Annotated in this window: 19 protein-coding genes; 11 read left to right on the top strand and 8 right to left on the bottom strand. The window is 45.0% G+C overall.

Annotation, left to right across the window (positions count from 1 at the left end; translation table 11 throughout):
• Window positions 1–43: 43 nt before the first annotated feature.
• The 4 genes from ACUUJN_RS21070 to ACUUJN_RS21055 are packed head-to-tail and all read left to right on the top strand — an operon-like array spanning window position 44 to window position 3,970.
• Window positions 44–1,285, top strand: a complete 1,242-nt coding sequence (locus tag ACUUJN_RS21070; RefSeq protein ID WP_340857810.1) for a sialidase family protein — start codon at window positions 44–46, stop codon at window positions 1,283–1,285.
• A complete protein-coding gene (locus tag ACUUJN_RS21065; RefSeq protein WP_258297125.1) occupies window positions 1,285–2,511 on the top strand; it encodes a sialidase family protein in 1,227 nt (408 codons plus the stop codon). The genes ACUUJN_RS21070 and ACUUJN_RS21065 overlap by 1 nt, the downstream gene beginning before the upstream one ends.
• Window positions 2,512–2,544: 33 nt before the next feature.
• A complete protein-coding gene (locus ACUUJN_RS21060) occupies window positions 2,545–3,765 on the top strand; it encodes a glycosyltransferase family 4 protein (protein WP_484668900.1) in 1,221 nt (406 codons plus the stop codon).
• A 31-nt stretch (window positions 3,766–3,796) separates the two neighbouring features.
• Window positions 3,797–3,970: a hypothetical protein gene (locus tag ACUUJN_RS21055; RefSeq protein ID WP_167348638.1), complete on the top strand. Its 174-nt coding sequence runs from the start codon at window positions 3,797–3,799 to the stop codon at window positions 3,968–3,970.
• A gap of 87 nt (window positions 3,971–4,057) precedes the next feature.
• Here ACUUJN_RS21055 and ACUUJN_RS21050 read toward each other — a convergent pair whose 3' ends face one another.
• Entirely contained in the window at window positions 4,058–4,453 is a 396-nt protein-coding gene (locus ACUUJN_RS21050; RefSeq protein ID WP_028541483.1) for a hypothetical protein, read from the bottom strand.
• A gap of 25 nt (window positions 4,454–4,478) precedes the next feature.
• Window positions 4,479–4,826, bottom strand: a complete 348-nt coding sequence (locus ACUUJN_RS21045; RefSeq protein ID WP_023990095.1) for a hypothetical protein — start codon at window positions 4,824–4,826, stop codon at window positions 4,479–4,481.
• A gap of 244 nt (window positions 4,827–5,070) precedes the next feature.
• On the opposite strand from ACUUJN_RS21045, the gene ACUUJN_RS21040 reads away from it, so the two are divergent.
• From ACUUJN_RS21040 to ACUUJN_RS21030, 3 genes are all read left to right on the top strand, one after another.
• The gene (locus tag ACUUJN_RS21040) at window positions 5,071–5,718 is read left to right on the top strand and encodes a DUF1796 family putative cysteine peptidase (protein WP_023990094.1); all 648 of its coding nucleotides are present in this window, start codon (window positions 5,071–5,073) and stop codon (window positions 5,716–5,718) included.
• A complete protein-coding gene (locus tag ACUUJN_RS21035) occupies window positions 5,711–6,337 on the top strand; it encodes a DUF1796 family putative cysteine peptidase (RefSeq protein WP_023990093.1) in 627 nt (208 codons plus the stop codon). Before ACUUJN_RS21040 ends, ACUUJN_RS21035 begins: the two co-directional genes overlap by 8 nt.
• Before the next feature lie 131 nt (window positions 6,338–6,468).
• Window positions 6,469–7,401, top strand: coding sequence for an NAD-dependent epimerase/dehydratase family protein (locus ACUUJN_RS21030; RefSeq protein ID WP_484668899.1), 933 nt, complete (start codon window positions 6,469–6,471; stop codon window positions 7,399–7,401).
• 66 nt (window positions 7,402–7,467) lie between these two features.
• On the opposite strand, the gene ACUUJN_RS21025 is transcribed toward ACUUJN_RS21030, so the two are convergent.
• The 5 genes from ACUUJN_RS21025 to ACUUJN_RS21005 form a co-directional block, all read right to left on the bottom strand.
• On the bottom strand, window positions 7,468–7,794 hold the full coding sequence (locus ACUUJN_RS21025) for a PTS sugar transporter subunit IIB (protein WP_023990091.1): 327 nt from the start codon (window positions 7,792–7,794) through the stop codon (window positions 7,468–7,470).
• Between the two features lie 29 nt (window positions 7,795–7,823).
• Entirely contained in the window at window positions 7,824–9,260 is a 1,437-nt protein-coding gene (locus ACUUJN_RS21020; RefSeq protein WP_068941793.1) for a glycoside hydrolase family 1 protein, read from the bottom strand.
• A 70-nt stretch (window positions 9,261–9,330) separates the two neighbouring features.
• Window positions 9,331–10,626, bottom strand: a complete 1,296-nt coding sequence (locus ACUUJN_RS21015; protein ID WP_028541485.1) for a PTS sugar transporter subunit IIC — start codon at window positions 10,624–10,626, stop codon at window positions 9,331–9,333.
• 18 nt (window positions 10,627–10,644) lie between these two features.
• Entirely contained in the window at window positions 10,645–11,013 is a 369-nt protein-coding gene (locus tag ACUUJN_RS21010; protein WP_049828407.1) for a PTS lactose/cellobiose transporter subunit IIA, read from the bottom strand.
• Between the two features lie 122 nt (window positions 11,014–11,135).
• Entirely contained in the window at window positions 11,136–13,061 is a 1,926-nt protein-coding gene (locus tag ACUUJN_RS21005; protein WP_484668898.1) for a BglG family transcription antiterminator, read from the bottom strand.
• A gap of 158 nt (window positions 13,062–13,219) precedes the next feature.
• Here ACUUJN_RS21005 and ACUUJN_RS21000 point away from each other — a divergent pair, with 158 nt between their 5' ends.
• On the top strand, window positions 13,220–13,618 hold the full coding sequence (locus ACUUJN_RS21000) for an Rrf2 family transcriptional regulator (RefSeq protein WP_023990086.1): 399 nt from the start codon (window positions 13,220–13,222) through the stop codon (window positions 13,616–13,618).
• Between the two features lie 111 nt (window positions 13,619–13,729).
• Window positions 13,730–14,635 (top strand): NAD(P)/FAD-dependent oxidoreductase, encoded by a 906-nt coding sequence (locus tag ACUUJN_RS20995; RefSeq protein WP_484668897.1) that lies wholly within the window; start codon window positions 13,730–13,732, stop codon window positions 14,633–14,635.
• Between the two features lie 112 nt (window positions 14,636–14,747).
• Here ACUUJN_RS20995 and ACUUJN_RS20990 read toward each other — a convergent pair whose 3' ends face one another.
• Window positions 14,748–15,776, bottom strand: a complete 1,029-nt coding sequence (locus ACUUJN_RS20990; RefSeq protein ID WP_484668896.1) for a LacI family DNA-binding transcriptional regulator — start codon at window positions 15,774–15,776, stop codon at window positions 14,748–14,750.
• Between the two features lie 245 nt (window positions 15,777–16,021).
• On the opposite strand from ACUUJN_RS20990, the gene ACUUJN_RS20985 reads away from it, so the two are divergent.
• Together ACUUJN_RS20985 and ACUUJN_RS20980 are read left to right on the top strand one after the other, a co-directional pair.
• A complete protein-coding gene (locus ACUUJN_RS20985; protein WP_484668895.1) occupies window positions 16,022–17,302 on the top strand; it encodes a glycoside hydrolase family 140 protein in 1,281 nt (426 codons plus the stop codon).
• A gap of 277 nt (window positions 17,303–17,579) precedes the next feature.
• Window positions 17,580–19,433: a beta-glucoside-specific PTS transporter subunit IIABC gene (locus ACUUJN_RS20980; RefSeq protein ID WP_484669766.1), complete on the top strand. Its 1,854-nt coding sequence runs from the start codon at window positions 17,580–17,582 to the stop codon at window positions 19,431–19,433.
• Window positions 19,434–19,469 lie beyond the last annotated feature (36 nt).

Raw genomic sequence — 19,469 nt, 5'->3', positions numbered from 1 at the left:
CACTTCAGGCATGTCCATTTATATAATGAAGGGAATGCTCACGATGCCCTTTAATTTTCAGGTAACACCCAGCGGTTTGCCCAAATTTGAGCCCAGTGTCGCCGTTAATTTGTTGAATCCGAATATCGTTGTAGCTGTCGCTGTTGACTTTAGTAGTGGGCCCCCACTCATTGGACTGTATCGTTCCTTGGACGCCGGGGCGAACTGGACTGATACTTTACTGCCAATTCCACCGGGATATACAGGAGCCGAGGCAGGAATGGTAGCCTATCTGTTCCCGAATATTTTCATCATATCCGCACATGTGTTTCCAGGAAATGAGAACGGGGCTGTTGTGGTCTATCGCTCTACGGACGATGGTGCCACCTTTGATCCTCCAGTGGTCATTAACCCGGGCTATGGAGATTACATTAATAATGACTGGACCAATATTACGACGGATAATGCAGGAGCAAGTCCCTATTTAGGGCACGTCTACGTTACGTATAACCGCCAATACAACGTAGAGTTTAATGCCCGGTCTGCGGCCTTTTACCAGCGTTCTACGGATGGAGGATTGACCTGGGATCGACCGTTATTGCTTTCCAATATCCAATCCTCCACGGAGCGGCCTGAGCCTGCGGTCGACAAATATGGCAGTGTATATGTCAGTTGGATTCGTACAGGGCCGCAGACACCGGCTTTCTTTATCCGGCGCTCCTTTGATGGAGGGGCAACTTTCAGCGGGGATATTCTTGTGTCCAATATAACGCTGGTGCCCAATCCTTTGCCCGTTCCTGGTTATGACTTTCGGATATTGAATTTCCCTAGCTTGGCCGCGGACTGCTCGGGTGTGCCTTCCACAACAAATACGCTATATGCCGTTTGGCAGGATTTTGGTCAGGGATACAGCAATATTTTATTGTCCAAATCAAGCGATTTTGGCGGTACCTGGAGTGCTCCGATCATCGTGACGGACAGCCCGCCCGGCTCGCAAAATTTCTTTCCTGCGATTTCGGTGTCGCCTAAGACGGGATTGGTCGTTGTCGTGTACTATACCAATCGCCTGGACGGCTTTAATCTGGATGTGTTCACCGCCCAATCGTCAGATGGAGGCAACACCTTTACGAACAGTCGTCTCACAACGACCTCCTTTAATCCGAATGTCGGTGGAGGCGAATCAGAGCTGATCGGCGACTATATTGATGTCGCCATCGTACCGCCGAATAGTTACATTTCCGTCTGGACGGATACGCGTACAGGCAGCCTGACGATTTTTGCTGGTGTACCGGGAGGTGAAGCCTGATGCCGAACGTACAGCTCACGCCTAATGGAAGGCTGGCGCAGGAGCCGAGTGTAGCTTTCAACCTGCTTGACGGTACCATTGTGTCTGCGGCTATCGATTTTACGACAGGGCCGCCGTTGACAGCAGTATACCGTTCAGGTAACGGCGGTGTCTCCTTCACACAGCAGATTTTACCGCTGCCAGCCGGCTATGTAGGGGCGGAATCCCATAGCGTCAGCTACGGTTTTCCCAACTTGTTTGTCATAGCCTGTCACGTATTTACCGCAGACGGCTTGAGCGGTACTATCGCTACCTATGTATCCAGAGACAACGGTAATACATTTGATCCGCCCGTGATTGCCCAGCGGGGGTATGGGACATTTGTCAATAATGTTGAGGTCGGCGTGAAATTTGATACTTCTCAGGTCAGCTCCTATACCGGAAACATCTATTTATGTTATACGCATCAGTACAATCCAGACTTTTTTGGCGGATCAGTCATGTTTTTCCAGCGTTCGCAGGATGGAGGGATCACGTGGGATACACCCGTGGTGCTCACCGCTGGCTCTAATCAGATCACGCGGGGGGAAATCACCGTGAGCATTACTGGGGTGATTTATGTCGGGTACATTGTAACTAATCCGGTTAACCAATATCAGGTCATTGTGTCCTTCAATGGGGGGACAGCATTCAGTTCTTCGCTGCCTGTATCTTCTGTTGTCCCGGTTCCGAGTCCGTTGCCCGTGCCCGGGTTTGGCTTCAATGTGCTGCCGATGGCCAACATTGCGGTGGATCGCTCTACTAGCCCGAATCAGGGAACACTTTATGCGGTCTGGCAGGATAATCGGGCAGGGTATGCGGATGTGCTGCTCGCCCGTTCGGTGGATGGTGGATTAAGCTGGACTGCGCCGCAATCTGTGACAGGGGCTAGTGCAGGGGCACAGCATTTTTTCCCGGCTATTGATGTTTCACCTGTGACCGGTGTGATTAAGATCGTATATTATACCAATCAAATAACGACCTCTTTATTAGACGTATTTGTGGCCGAATCAACGAACGGAGGGAATACATTTACGAACCTCAGAATAACAGACAGCTCCTTTAATCCTAACGGGATTAGTCCTGTTCCAGTCGTTACGATTGGTAATTTTATTGATGTAACGATCGTGCCGAATAATGGATTTTTTGCGGTCTGGACAGATGCGTTATCGGGTTTCCAGCAAATTTACGGAAGCAACGGAATGTAGCTCAGCGTACGAGACAGAGGAGGTGAGGCTGTTTTGAAAATTTTGTTGGCTACGTACTGGCCGATTCCTCATTTGGGTGGCGTATGGCCCTTTATGCTGCAAATTAAACGGAGGCTGGAGCTACTGGGTCACACAGTAGACTTGATGGGGAACGGACCGGATACACCTAAATACCATATTGTTTTTGAAGATAGAGAGCTGCTGAAGGATCAACTGCTGCCCCTGCTGCATACGAAGTTGAATGAATCGGCTGTCCCTGTATTACATTTGGATTCATGGGTGCAGACGGTGGAAAAGGATCGATACTGTATGGAGCTGGCAGCGGCGTATTTCGGGGTTGAGCAGTATGATGTTATTCACACGCAAGATGTCATTGCGACGCGTGCTCTAAGTCGGGTCAAACGTAAGGACAGTGCGTTGGTAGCGAATATTCATGGCTCGCTGGCTCGTGAAGTCATGATGGCTCTGGAGAGGGATCATGAGGAGGGTTACCGAGAGACGTTGATGTGGAAATATTATTGGGCGCTGGAGCACTATGGCGCTCTATCCGCGGATATTACCATTACGTCTACAGAATGGATGAAAAAGACGCTTGTGCGTGAGTTCGAAGTGCCTGAGCAGCAGATTGCTACTTTCCAATACGGATTGGATACCGAGCACTTCTGGGAAGTCCATGCCCGGGGAACGGACATAGTACGACCTGAGGGGAAAAAAGTTATGATTTGTCCTTCACGGCTGGTCTATATCAAAGGGCTGCATTATTTAATGAGCGCTCTTGGCCTGCTGAAAGCAAGTCGTACGGATTGGGTTTGCTGGATTGTCGGGGAGGGAGATAAAAGGGAAGAGCTTCAAACACAGGCGAAGGAGCTAGGGCTAGCAGAAGACGTGGTTTTTCTGGGGCATCGTGAAGATGTACCTGCTCTTTTACAACTGGCGGACCTTTTTGTCCATCCGAGCATACAGGATAATCAGCCGTTTTCGGTCATGGAGGCGCAGATTATGGGGCTTCCGGCAGTGGTATCGGATGCGGGCGGACTGCCGGAAATGGTGAAGCATGAACACACCGGACTGGTCTCCCCGGTTGGCGATGTGGAGGCACTGGCAGCTCATTTGCAGCATTTGCTGGCTCAGGATGAAGTGCGGATAGCTATGGGGAAACATGCCAAAGCATGGGGGACCGCGCATTGGTCTCTGGATGTTATGATTGAGCGACTCGTGAATATTTATGGGCAAGCGCTGAATCAAGTACGTTGAGTACGTTGATTCAACAGTTAGGAGGCAGAGCATGACTTTTCCTGTCGTTGGAGACTTGTACAACCGTATTTTTGAAATCCAGCAGTCGCACCCGGATCTGAAGGTCGATTACGCAATATGGAACCGAATTAATACTTCGTTGCCGGAAGATTATAAGCTGCCAGACGCTGACATTTTGGAACGTCTGAAACAATCCGCACCATGAAGGCACAGACCCTATAAAAAGGCAGGTCGGGCTTAAAACTCCCACCTGCCTTTAGTTTATTCCAGTTCATTGTCCAACAGGTTTTTGTCAATCTTCATAAACTGAGCCTCGAATTATGAGCGGCCCCGTAACAACAGCACGGCGGTCAGCTGATTGTACGGTCAAGCAGTATACATAAGGCTCTGCCTGTTCTCCTGTTTCCTCATAGCTTAACTCTGCAAATCCCTCCTGATAACAGGAATCCTGCAACCAATCCAGCATAGGTCCCCGCTCATCATTGCGACGCAATCGAATGTCCAACTCCCCGATATCCCAGTTGAGCAGCGGATTTTCCCATGCCAAAGAGACTTCAATGACAATACGTCCTTCAGATTCACTTGCAGGAATGATTAATGTAGAGAGCACGCTCTCCTGTTCGGTGACCTGAAAAGGCAGTGCATATGTGTCTGGCTCAGCTTTGTTTTGAACTGAATATTTCAACATACCTTCTTCCTCCTCTGCCCGTTCATTAGGGTGTCACGGTAAAATGACTGGCTGTACGCTTAGCGACAATGTTCCCGTTTTCCAAAAATTCAGCCAGGATAAACAGCGTTTCCGGATTGTAAATACTCGTTACCACTCGCAGGTAAAAAGGATTTTGGGCGGTCTCCATATCCTTGAGTTCTAGCACGGAGCCAGCTTCGGGAGAAGGGTTCAATCGAAGGAGCTGCCGTCGGAAAACGCCACTGTCATTTCCCATTTCCAGCAACACATCGACGGCTCTCTTTTCACGATTGAAAAGGGTCACATGGCAGCTTTGTATGTGGGCGCTGTGGTAAGCGAGATGGTGATCGACGGTTAAAAGAAACACGGACATATGATGATGCCTCCTTGAATTCCGTTAGGTTACCAGCCTTAATATGATATGAAAAATAGCCGGGATTGGACTGGATAGTTGTACGCCTCTTTGACAAAAAGCGCATCGGTGTCCAACCCTTTTCGCCGTGCTGTGCATGTAATGTAGAGTGGAACAAACTACGGCCTGAAGTCCCTTTTCGACTACAGAAGAAGGGCCAAGCAGGATCTGAGGGAAGGGTCGTATTAAAAAAGGAGGCGCGGCTATGAGACTCGCACAGCTGGCAGGGGAATATGAAGCGGTCTTCAGTCTGGGACAAAACTGTACACCTGCCATTCAATTGGAAAAGAACCGTTTGCGGCCGTTTGCCGGGGTACTGGATTGGATGATGTCTGACACGCTGTCCGATGTGAACCGCTTGCTTGAAAATCGGTTTGCCGGATTTATGGATTTGCCTAATTTAAGTGTCGTTGGTACGAGCCAACTGAATTATATGGTCAGAGATATCGCTTATAATGTGATCTCGGTACATGATTTTCCGCAGGAACGCAATACGTCCTCAGATCTGGTGACCTATCCCGAGTTCAAGGAAAAGATAGACCGTCGTATCGAACGTTTTTTTGCAAAAACACAGATGGCGAAGCGCAGCTTGTTCGTCCGTATGCTGGGAACCTATGAAGAAGTAGAGGAACTGGAACGTATTTTGTCGGGCATGGTAGCGAATGAATTTCGTTTGTTGGTGGTGAATTGTTCCGGCGTAACGGAGTTGACGGAGGTGGATTGGCAGCTTCCGCATGTATGCTCGGTGGAAATGCCTTTTGCCGATGTATGGAATTACAAGAGTGATCCGCACTGGCGTACCCTTTTTAAAGGGATGACCTTGTCTTCGGAAAGGGGAGGGCGTCGTGCTTGAGCGGTTGCAGGGGGATTATGATGCTGTATTCAGTTTGGGTGGACATTGCTTGCCTTCCATTCAGCTGGATAAAAACGGACTGCGTCCCTATGCGGGTCCGCTGGACTGGATGATTTCCGGTAACTTGTCACAGATCAGTCGCTTGCTGGACGCCCGTTTTGCCGATTTTATGGATGTTGATAGTCTACGTGTCACGGGGCATGATTACGGCGAGCATAACTTCATGGTTGAGGATGCATCCTATGGGATTACAGCAGCACACCATTTTCCGGTTAGCCAGAATACATCGGAGCAGCTGACTTCCTACCCTGCATTCAAAACGACGCTTGATCGCCGCATTGCACGTCTACTGGACCAATTCGCGCTTGCGTCCCGTCTGCTACTGGTTCGTCTCGGGGGTAGTCGGGAGCAAGCGGTGGAACTACATGATGTGTTATTACAGAGGATTACACATGATTTTCGCTTGTTATACGTGGATTATACAGGGACTGATGGTGTGACGGAGCTGGACTGGGGGTTGGAGCGGCTGGTTTCAGTGGAGCTGCCACCTGAGGATATATGGAACGGTCAGGATGAGATGTGGCGTTATATGCTGGAAAACGTGAGACTGCATGTCTGAGGTGCTGAGATTCTAGAGACACATTATAGATTGTCTTCGGACTGTGCTTGTGCCTGCGCCAAGCTATAGGGAGTCGCATAACATGATGCGAAGGGAAGTCATATGCTTCGGTACAAAAGGAGGGTGAGCTAGTGAAGGCTTTGGTCACCGGGGGAGCCGGATTTATTGGTTCTCAGCTGGTACGTGCGCTTGCTGATTCGGGCATCAGAGTGCATGTGCTGGATAATCTGACGACCGGGAATATGGCAAATGTGGACCCGCGCGCGGTCATGCATATTGCGGATATTCGCAGCTCTGAAGCTAGGACGCTGCTGATTCGGGAAAGCCCGGATATTGTGTTTCACTTGGCCGCACAGGCGGATGTGCAGCAATCCATCCATCGACCCGATGAGGACGCGGATGTGAATGTGCTGGGGACGATTCATTTGTTGCAGGCTTGTCATGAAGCGAGTGTGTCGAAATTTATATTTGCATCCACGTCCGGTGTATATGGAGAGTTGCAAAAGCAATGTATACAGGAAGACGATCCCGTGGAGCCCATTTCAGGCTACGGACTGTCCAAGCTGACCGCAGAATCGTATATTCGACTTTTTTATCGGCTGTACGGTATGAACTATACGATTTTGCGTTATGGAAATGTGTATGGTCCCGGTCAGGCCGCGAAGGGAGAGGGTGGTGTAGTCGCTCTCTTTATGGAGCGGCTGAAAAAAGGAAGTCCCTTGCTCATTCACGGCGATGGGACACAAACCCGAGACTTTGTGTACGTCAAGGATGTAGTTCGAGCGAATATGGCGGCTATCCATGCAGCGGACCAACGTACAGTACATGTAAGTACAGGACGAACGACGTCCATTAATCGACTGGCCTACGATTTACTAAAGCTGCACGGTTCGTCTGTCCGCCCTGTGTATTCACCAGCGCGAGCGGGAGACATTCACCATAGCTGTCTTAGTAACGCAGTCGCCAGACATTGGCTTCGTTGGGAACCGCTATACGGCATTTCTGCCGGTTTACAGGAAACGTATGTGAGCAGTATGGGTTCAGGCAAAGAAGGTATGTCTTGATAAAGAGCGCGCAACTCAAGAAAGAGACTGAGGTAACTCTCAGCCTCTTTTTCATTTGAATAGCAATTAGATGTTCTCGCCAGCCAGCTTCAAGGCTTGATCTAGGACAGCTGCACCGTTTCCTCTACCATAAGCCAACGTGTCAATGACATCTACAGGGATACCATAGGGAGCTGCAATTTCGGTTACTGCCTTTTTACGCATCCGCACTTGAGGTCCGAGCAAAATAGCAATCACAGAATCTGTAACGGCTTCTAGCTCTTCCTTGATGGTGCTTTCGGGGATGGCTTCGATGTTCAGCTCTATGGATCTTGCTGTTGCTTCTTTTTTCATTTTAGAAACCAAAATGGATGTGGACATACCCGCAGCACATGCCAAAATAATTTTTTTCATATTTGAGCGCCTCCAGAATTCATTTTTAACTATTTATACTCTTCATCCAGATCAGCAATGAATGAGCGTTCCTTGATAGCGGCTTGATACCAGTAGCCGGATTTCTTCAAATGCCGACTTCGATCATTGTCAAGGTTAATTTCCACCAGTCCATAGCGATTTTTAAAAGCATTCATGGGAGAAACGTTGTCTGTAAAGGCCCACAGCATATAACCTGTACAGTTGGAGCCCGCTTCTACAGCTTGTAATGTGTAGTATAAATGCTCAGTTATAAAGTCAATACGATAGTCGTCCTGAATAATGTGTTCCTCATTTTTGAAAGCAGCTTCATTCTCAATGCCCATACCATTTTCCGCGACAAACCACTCGATATTGTGATATTCGTTCTTGATACGCATTCCCATATCGTAAATGATTTTCGGATAAATCTCCCAGCCCCGTGACTTGTTCATTCTTTTACCCGGAAGATCAAAATGCTCATAGTAGTAAGAGGGGTGAAAGGGGGTGTTTTCGTTCCACGCTTTACTCTGTGCTTTTACCCGATGGGGATAATAGAGATTGATCCCGACGTAGTCAACGGTATTTTCCTTAATGACTGCCAGTTCTTCCGCTGTAGCTTCAAATGTAATATCATGCTTGCCCATGAGATCGAACAATTCTTGCGGGTATTCGCCTTTAATAAGCGGGTCCAGAAATACTCGATTGTAAAATAAATCATACACATGTGCCGCATACTGGTCATGAGGGGCGCTTGATCGGGCATAAGTGACTTCGGGATTCAGAATAACGCCTATTTTAGCCCCTTGCTGACTATAGTTTTTTGCTTTGAAAAGCTGTACGCATTTCGCGGTAGCCAGCGTTTTATTATAGTTCCATTGCATCCACTTCCGCGTATTTTGTTCATAGGGATAGCGAAGGGCATCTAGATAGACACGAGTCTGTACAACAATGGGCTCATTAAACGTAAACCAGTGCTTGACCCGATCGCCGTACCGTTCAAACACTTTCTCCGCATATTTTACAAACAGCTCCACCACATGCTTGGAAGACCAGCCCTCATATTTGTCCAGCAAATAGGCGGGTACCTCATAGTGTTCTAGACAAATCATCGGCTCGACTCCGCTTGCAATCAGCTCATCAATGACCCGGCCCATATAATCCGCATACGTTTCATCCACCACTACATTCTCATAATCCGTTAAGAAGCGGGACCAATTAATAGAAGTACGATAATGGGTTAAGCCAATCTGCTTCATCAGCGCAATATCTTCGGTATAGCGATTATAAAAGTCGGTTGCAACCGCGGGTCCATATCCATTGTGCCAGACATAGCGGTCATATTTGTACCATTGGTCTAGGTATGAGTCCTGACCTTCTTTTTTACCGCTCCAGCCCTCTGTCTGCCAAGCGGAAGCCGCTGCACCCATGATGAAATTCGACGGAATTTGTATCGTATGTTTAGCCATGACATGTTTCTCCTTTTCATTGTATAAAGAATACGTTTTCAATTAATTGATGTATTTCTATAGTAACGCATTATTCAGCCGTTCGCTTGTTGGCAATTTTGACGAATGGGAAATAAATGATAATGGCTACCACAATACAAATGATCTGAGTTACGACGGCGCCAATGCTTCCACCTGTAGACAGGTAGGCATTAATAATAGGCGGAGTAGTCCATGGAACCATGACGACGGCTTTACCTGCAAATCCAAGCAACGTCGAGAAGTAACCAATCGTTCCTGTGATGAGCGGAGTAATAATGAAAGGGATAGCCATCAATGGATTCAGCATAATCGGAAGTCCAAAAATGACAGGCTCATTAATATTAAACAGACCCGGACCCAATGAAAGCTTTGTTATTTCCTTCATATCTTCACGCTTGGAAGCGATCATAATACAAATCAAGAGGGCCAGCGTAATTCCTGAACCACCGATACTCATGTATACGTCCCAGAAAGGCATCGTAATAATGTTCGGAATGGGCAGTCCTTGCTCATAAGCAGTCATGTTGACGGTAATCGCGCCAAGCAGCAGGGGTTCACGAATGGGCTTTACCATTTGGTTCCCGTGAATACCGATCACCCAGAAGATTTGCGCAACCAGCATCAGCACCAGTATACCTGGCAGTCCCTGTACTACGGTCTCCAGAGGTTTTTGCACCACATTATAGACGGCATCGTACAGGTAGAGACCTGTAAACTTATGAAAAAAGAATCCAAACATTGAGAAGACAGTCACCGTAATAATGGTAGGAATGAGTGCCGAGAAAGAAACGGCCACATTGCTGGGAACACTCTCAGGCATTTTAATTTTTAGTTTATCGGACTTGCCCAGTTTGCTGTATAGCTCAACGGATAGGATGCTTATGAAAATACCTAAAAACAAGCTCTTGGTATCCGTAAATTGACGGGCTATGACGTCTGTTACCTTTTGCATGTCACCGTTAACCATCAACTCTATCGTGGTTGGTGTCACAGAGATAAAACAGATTAAAGCAAGCAAACCGGGGAAGAGATTTTTCTCACCGTTAATTTTTCCTAGCTCTAGACCAATCATGAAAATAGCCAGAATGGTAAGGATATTCAAGCTGGCATAGTTAATGCCTGAGAAAATCGGTTTGTACTCAGCCAGGAATGAGAATGGCCTAAAATGGGCCAAACCATTGACCGGGTCCATGACCATATTGGAAATCAGTACAGCAAAGGCACCGACAATAATAACGGGCATCAATGTGATAAAAGCTGATTTGATCGCTATAATATATTTAAAATTGTTGATTGCATTTGCTACCGATGTGAGGCCGTCAACCAGTTTGTCTTTGAAAGCCATAAGATAGCGCCCCTCCCTCTACGATTTCGGTACGAATTGATCAATGCGTTCATACAGGTCTACAAACTCTGAGGCCATATCGCGAATGGTGATGGCATTCATCAAATGATCTTGAGCATGTACCATCATGACGGACATCTCTGTTTTTTCACCCGCTGCTTCCTTACGGATGATTCTGGTTTGAATTTTGTGGGAGGACACCAGTTCTTTTTTTGCTGAGGCTAATTCTTCTTTGGCTTCACGGAATTTCCCCGCCTTTGCAAGCTCAATCGCCTCCATGGCCGAGCTGCGTGCATTCCCTGCGTATAATATAATTTGGAATACAATCTCTGTATCATCCATGTCCTCCATGTTCACGTCGTGCTCTGTAGATTCATCATTATTCACGTGATCTTCTCTCCTTTCAATCTTCCCTTCGTATAGCTATTATAATTTGGAATCGCTTTCAACATAACGCACATTATTTCCTCTTCTTAACGGAAATAAATCGTTCTTCATACTCCTCATGTTCAACAATTTTTATGCAACACTTCTATGAATTCTGTATACGACTTGCAGCGAATAAGCTGCTGGACGAGCTGTTCATTATTTAAAATATCAAGCAAAATATGATACATAGTCTGTAAATCTTCTGATTTAGTACGCTGTATGCAGAGCATACAAATAAATTGTACCGGCTTGCCGTCCCAGTCGATAGCTTTTTGTAATGTACAGATGACCCAAAACGTAGAATCTGCGAAAGGTTCCATCGGATGCGGGATCGCGACAAAGTTGCCAAATGAAGTGGGGGAAACGGCTTCACGCTCTATTACAGATTGCAGCAGGGGGCCTTTTACAAGATCTGCTTCGTGTATTTTTTCGGCTATAAATTCAAGCACTTGGAGTTTGTTCTCAAACTTCTGCTGAAGAAAGACCAATTTTTTTCGTACATACTGCACAGCAGGAAGTCTGGTCTCAGAAATGGCTTGCTCAATTTTAGTAATATCGGAACCGCCTAAAAATGTATTCACATGGATCATGGGGATAGAAAGCGGTTCTGAAATGGGGATCGTGCTAATAACAAAGTCCAGTGTATCCAACGGCATTTGTTTCAGCTTATAAAATTCAGTGGTTCCCACGATATCCAACCTGGAACCGAAGACCGATTGAAGCTTGTAATACAGCAGCTTAGCGCTACCGAGTCCAGAAGCACATACGATCATACATCTTTTGGGCGCGTCCTCCATTTTCTTTCTTTCCATCGCGACTCCGATATGAATGGCTAAATACCCAATTTCATTTTCCTCGATGTGTATATGAAGCCGCTGCTTGATGACTTCCGCAGCAATGATACCTGCTTCAAAGGCAAGCGGGTAATTGGCTTTGATTTCATCCAGCATAGGATTACGCAAATTCATTCCGTATTGATAGCGGTTAATTACCGGTTTGAGGTGAAGGCAAAAAGCAATCAGCAATTCTTGATCGTTTTGAATGTTCATTTTCAACTGCTGATCAATTTGGTCCAGTATTTCAATAGTCAGTTCGTAGATATCTTTATCAATGATCTTTTTAATCTCCACTTCATCCATACGGGCACTAACGACGGTCCTTATACCCAACAGGTGAACAGCAATGTACGCAACTTCAACAAGTGGAAAGGAGTACTTCATGTTTTGTTCCAAGGCGGATACGATCTCAGTCGCCACCCTAAACTCTTTTTGCGCTTCGATTTTTTTCATCTCCTGAGGATAATACGAAACATACCTTTCTTCGCGAATACGCTTACATGCTATAGCAATATGAATGACCAGATTGTTCAGGGCAATGTCCGACAGCTGAATATCATTGATCTCAATACGATCCAGAATCACTTCTCTTATGAATTCCATCTCTTCGTTAGAGATCAGAGGAGGGGGGGACATCTGCTGGTTGCCTATTTCATCTATCCTATTAAATATATAGTCGGAAATGCAATAACGCAGCCTGGCCTCATTACCTTTGACTCGAATACCATGATAGGGTCTATTCTCCAGGGAAAGTCCGTAAGTTGCCAATAACTTGCGTAGTTCTTTGAGGTCATTCTGTAAAGTAGATCGACTAACATACAGGATCTCGGCTAAATCATCAAGTTTGACATATGCATTGGTAAGCAGCAGCTTTTTCATTAAAAAACGATTTCTGGCTTCAGAAGAATTCGCTAATGGATAGGGTACATTATTTTCATAATCCTTTAATTGCTTCAGCAGATGATGAAATGCTTGTTCGTCCCGAACCTCTAACTTGTAGCCCGTTCCTTTAAGGGGTTTAACTGCTGCTCCATGTTTTGACAACAGCGCACCCAATTCCTTTAAATCCGTTCGTATCGTTCGAGAAGATACCTTTAATGCATTTGCCAAGTGTTCTCCATTGACCATCTGTTCAGCAACCAATATACGAAGAATATCAAAAATACGCACAACGAGCCCCCTTTCTTAGCTGTTCTGATGAACAGTATACAACGGTTAGAGCGTAACCAAAAGAAGGGTTGACAACAGCGTAAATCCTAGATGACCTTGACACACCAGCAGATTCAGAGATATAGTAGACACAATAAGTCTTTGATTGAGGTGTAGTTATGAAATTTACAAAAGCTACAAATTATGCACTGCACACCATGCTCATGCTCGTTGCTGATTCGTCGGTTAAGCCGGTAGGTGTTCAGCAATTGGCCGAATCCCAAAATGTTTCACCAACTTATCTTTCAAAAATTTTGACGAGGCTTGTGAAGGCTGGAATGATCGAATCCGTTTCTGGAGCCAATGGAGGCTATCGCCTATCCCGTCATAAAGATGATCTTACTTTTTTGGATATTATCCATGCCATTGAAGGTACGAATTCTTTGTTTGAATGTGATTTTGTCCACGGATCTGAGTGCCTGATTCAAACTGTAATGAGGGAAGCAGAGGAGAAAATGGAACGACATCTTAAAAATACGAAATTGGTCGATTTGGCGCAAAAGCAAACGCAAGTTTAAAAGTAAGCGACTTTATATAGAAAGAGGGTGGTTGCCAGTTATGTAAAGCGTTTTTTGGTTTTATTACAGATATAAAGAGTCTTTAATATCTTCGAAAAGGAGTTGGGTGTTATGCTGTACGATTGCGCTATTATTGGTGGAGGGCCCGCCGGATTGAATGCAGCCCTCGTGCTGGGCAGGGCAAGAAGAAATGTGGCTTTGATTGATAATAATCGGCCCAGAAATGCGGTTACGCATGCGTCGCATGGTTTTATTACGAGAGACGGCGTAACGCCAGCCGAGTTCCGCCGTGTAGCTTATGAGGAAGTGCTGCGTTATCCGTCTGTCCATCATCTGCAAACCGAGGTTGTTTCGATTACGAAAAACGAATCCGGATTTGAGGTGCTTGATTCGTCAGGCCTTCGCGTTCAAGCGCGAAAATTGATATTAGCGACGGGCGTAAAGGAGATATTCCCCGAGATCGAAGGTTTTTATCCGTTATACGGGAAAAGTCTGTTTAATTGCCCTTATTGCGACGGCTGGGAGTTGCGGGATCAACCGCTTGTCCTTGTCTCTGAATCGGCGGCTATATTTCATACAGCCAAACTACTCCTTAACTGGAGTAAGGATTTGATCGTATGTACGAACGGTCATGCATCCCTGTCGGATGAGCAAAAAGAACGGCTTCAATCCAAGGGAATTGTGGTAATGGAGCAACCTGTTGCGGCGTTCATCGGTCACAATGGAAAGCTGGAGCATGTGCGATTTACGGATGGCACTCAAGTCCCGAGGGTCGGCGGCTTCGTGACTCCCCAGTTTGTACGAAGTGCACCGTTTGGAGAACGTTTGGGCTGTGAAAGAACGGAGTCGGGCGGGATCAAGACGGATGAAGCGGGGAGAACCTCCATACCCGGTGTATATGCTGCCGGGGATTCATCGTACTTCATGCCTTCTCAGTTGATTTTTGCCGCGGCCGACGGCAGTCGAACCGCTGCGAGCGTAAATATGGATTTGACAGAGGAAGATTTCAGCGAATGACGAGAAATTGGAATGTCTAATATGGAATCCGATGATAGAAAAGGCCGCCAACACGGCGGCTTTATTCTAAAATCATAGAGAGAACAAGCAATAATAAGCCAATGATTATAGGTCATTCTGTGGCTAAACAAGATCTTCTTTCAATAACCTCTGTATTCACAAGAACCTGAGTATGATGCCCCTGATGATTGTTATGCCTCTCCATAAGCAAATTTACAGCAGTTCGGGCCAAAATATCCTTTTTCACATGAATGGTTGTGAGTTCCGGGCTAATGACCTTGGCCTCATGAATATTATCAAATCCCATGACGGAAATTTGTTCAGGCACTCGAATGTTCATTTCCTGAAACGTTTTAATTGCACTGATCGCCATATAATCATTTTCGCAAAATAGGGCCGAAGGTAGCTCATTCAATTCATGAATAGCTGTTTTAAATGCGTCCTGTGACATTACAAGCATGGGATGCATATCAAATATAAGCCCATTTTCTATGGAAAGATTGTGCTCCTCTAAAGCCGCCATAAACCCTTCCTTTCGTTTTTTAAAGTTAAGAATTCTGGTACTGGATTGTACGTATCCTATCTTTCTGTGTCCTGACTGAATTAAATATTGGCCTGCCTGATACCCACCAAGATAGTTGTTAATAGATACGAAACTGGCGTCGACGTGTTCAAAGTAGGTATCTAAAATCACGATATTGGAATGAATGGATTGTATAGAATGAATAATCTCGGAAGTTAAATTGGTGCCAAGCAGAAGTATGCCTGAAGAAGGCTGATCTTTTTCCAAAATAGATAATTCTTCTTCGAGGCTATGGCTATCAAAAGACGAAAAAATCAAGGTGTTTCCATGTTCTCTCACCTGATTGGTAATATGATGAATTAATTCATTGAAAAATGGAAGTGAATCATAATGCTCTGTTACGATGTCTGTATTTTTACAGGCCACAAAGCGTATCACATGATGATTTTTAATGACTTCCTTGCTTGTCTTCATGGTGCGTGGTTTATATCCATGCTCTTGGGCTATTTTTAGAATTTGCTCCTTGGTTTCTTCACTGACTCCGGGTTTGTTATTAAAAGCAAGAGAGACAGCAGATTTCGAAACACCTGCAAGCCTTGCAATATCATCAATTTTCAATGTGGAACCCCCTATTGAACTAAACTACATAAATTATATCATTACTCTACAAGAAAGTTTAGATTATAAACTAAACTAAACTAAATAAATGAAAAGAAAAAAATGTTGACCTTTTATTATTTATAGTGTTAATATGCAAGTGTAAAGCGCTTTAATTTAGTTTATTTGCGAAAAAACATATAAATTTAGTTATTTATTTTAGTTTTTTGTTTAGGAAGATTTGTGAATGTTGCAAGAAAGGAAAGGTGATTCATTTGAGTTTAAACATTGCTGAAAATCAAAGAAGTTTTACAAAAGAGGACAAACCTTTTTTTTATTTGGCAGATACGGTTTGGAGTGTATTTACCAACGCGACGATAGAGGAGTGGAGCGATTATCTTGACTATCGGAAGATGCAAGGTTTCAATGTGTTGCAAATCAACATGCTCCGACAATGGGACGCAAGTGAATCGGATCTGAATCTACAGCCGTTTGCATTACTGGAAAATGGGGATTTCGACTACCATACATTAAACGAAGCTTATTTTGACCGGGCAGAAATCATGTTGAAAATGGCTGTAGAGCGTGGATTTGTTCCGGCACTGGTTCTGTTGTGGTGTAACTATGTACCGGATACATGGGCCGAAATGTTCCAAAAGGGTAACAAAATGCCATTTGAATGCGTTGAACCTTATGTAACGTACGTCGTAAACCGTTTTTCTCCATTTGATCCTATTTTTCTGGTTAGCGGGGATAGTGATTTTCCGACTGAACGCGCCAATTCCTATTATTTAAAAGCACTGGACATTGTACAACAATTAAGCCCTGCAAGCTTAACTACGCTGCATATTCAAGGGAGATTGAGAGAAATTCCTCCAGCCTTTGAGAAACACAAGGGTCTTGGATTCTATATGTATCAATCAGGACATAACTCCCAGTTTCAACATGTAGCCCATGAGATTGCTCAACATTTCTATCATAAGTCAGATATACGGCCTGTCATTAATGGGGAGCCATGTTATGAACAAATTAGTTACAGCCGCAATGTGTATGGCAGATACACTGCACTGGATGCCAGAAAAGCAGCATGGCAAAGTCTCCTCGCAGGCGGGGGAGCGGGAATTACCTACGGGGCGCATGGCATTTGGAGCTGGCACAAGAAAGGAAAGAGATTCGGCATTGTAGAAGGGGAAGGATTCGATAGTCCCTATGATTGGAGAGCGGCATTGCGATTTGAAGGTGCGTGGGATTATTCCTTTATTAAATATTTGTTTGAAATGTATAACCTTATTGGCATAAAGCCGCTAGATATTGTTTTAAACAAGACAGAGGAAATTAGAGCTGCGGGGAACGAGAATACCCTTATCTTGTATGTCCCATTTAACACGAAGGTGCGACTAAGTATCAACGTGCAGGATTACAAGTTTACAACGATTGATTTAGTCGGGAAGCGGTTTGCCCAAACCGACGTGTCCGTCCAAAAGGATCAATCGGTGCTAGACATGCACAGCTTTGAAAGTGATGTTGTCATCATCGGAACGAAATAAAAACAGAGAAGAATGTGGATGGAGTGAAGCAACATGTGGAAAATCGGTGTTATTGGAACGGGATATTGGTCGGAAAAACATGTAAAAGCATGGAAGTTTATCTCGGATGCAGAAATCAAAGGATTTTGTGATCGAAATTAAGATTTACTTTTTCAAAAAGCAGCTCAATTCCATATACCTACTGAATTGGGATCAGTGCCGTAATTGTCGCAGTTATAGCACATCCAGCTACTACGGATAGAAAAATAGAAAGCGCATCCAAGAAGGAGTGAACATGATGGATCATAAAAAAACAGCCAAAGAAGTATTAAGTGCCGTGGGCGGAAATGAAAATGTGAACAGTGTCATTCACTGTGTCACTCGATTGAGATTTAAACTGAAGGATAATCAATTGCCAGATAAAGAAAAGATCAAGCAGATTGACGGTGTCATTACCGTTGTGGAAAGTGGTGGCCAATTTCAGGTGGTCATCGGAAATGAGGTTCCCAAAGTATACGAAGCTCTTTTGGATACAATGGGAGTAAAGCATGGAGATCAAATGGTTGAAGACGATCAAAAAAATGAAAAAGCGAGCCTATTTAGCCGCTTTGTCGATGTAATTTCAGGTGTGTTCATGCCCGTTGTGGGTGTGCTCGCTGCTGTAGGGATTCTAAAAGGACTATTGGCTTTATGCACATCCCTGGGCTGGATGACTGATCAGATGGGCACGTATAAAATTTTATATGCGACAGCAGATGCTATGTTTTATTTCTTTCCGGTGATTCTAGGGTTTTCAGCAGGTAAAAAATTTGGAGGAAACCCGTATCTGTCTGCCGTTTTGGGAGCAGCGATGGTGTACCCGACCATTACTTCCGCCTTTACGGATAAAACGGCGCTGTCCTTTTTGACTATACCTGTCGTTCTGATTAATTATACTTCTTCTGTTATACCGATCATTATTGGATCGTTCTTGGCAGCTAAGGTCGAAAAAATGATAAGTAAGTATGCACCTGCCTCCATTAAAATGTTCATAGTGCCTTTTCTGACTTTGGTCATCATATCACCGCTTGTTTTTCTGGTTGTCGGGCCGATAGCAACTATAATCAGCGATGGGTTAGCCAAAGGCTCTATGTGGATTTATCAGTTAAGTCCGGCTGTAGCTGGCCTCGTTCTGGCCGGGTTCTGGCAGGGCATCATTATCTTCGGTCTGCATTGGGCATTCATTCCAATTCTCCTGAATAATGTAGTTACGAATGGGTTTGATCCGATTAACGGTATGCTCTTCTGTACGACTTTTGCGCAAACAGGTGCGGCATTTGCCATCGCTTTGAAATCACGGGACCCTAAATTAAAACCCATTGCCACTTCTGCCACAATTGCGGGTTTGATGGGGGTTACTGAACCAGCTATTTACGGGGTTACGCTACCCGCCAAAAAACCGTTTATTTTAGCTTCGATCGCTGGAGGTATAGGAGGAGCTGCAGCAGGCTTACTCGGCTCAACGGCATATGGATTTGCTTCGGGCGGCATTTTTGGTATCCCTCTATTCATTAATCCAAAAGGCATGGATGCAGGCTTCATCGGCTTTATCATATCTTTGGTTGTAGCTTTTGTAGTCGCATTTATTCTGACCTATCTTTTCGGTTATAAAAATGTAAAACCTGCGTCTGAGATTAAGGTTGCAGATGAAAACAAAGAGGAAGAAAAAGCGGTATTCAGTCCTCTACACGGTGAATTGATTCCTTTAACCGCAGTAAAAGATGAAGCTTTTTCCAGCGGTGCGATGGGCCAGGGGGCCGCTATTATTCCGAAAGAAGGAGTAGCCTATGCGCCGTTTAACGGAACTATTGTTACCGTTTTCAAAACAAAGCATGCCATCGGGCTTATTTCTGAGGATGGAGTTGAACTGCTCATTCACATTGGAATTAATACGGTCAGCTTGAAAGGAAAACATTTCACTTCCTTTGTGTCTGAAGGGGATACGATTCAAAAAGGGGACAAGCTGGTTGGATTCGATCCCAAAGCTATAGAGGATGAAGGATATGATATTACCACATCCGTCATTGTAACCAATACAGCCGTGTACACGGATATCTTAGTTGAAGATTCCAAGGATATTCATGCAGGAGACCGCTTACTAAAGATTAGATAGATTCCAATATTCAAGAATAAAAGGCAAGTTAAAGCT

This window comes from Paenibacillus sp. LRG-1, from assembly GCF_057220305.1.
This window is presented reverse-complemented; position numbering and strand designations above follow the sequence as displayed.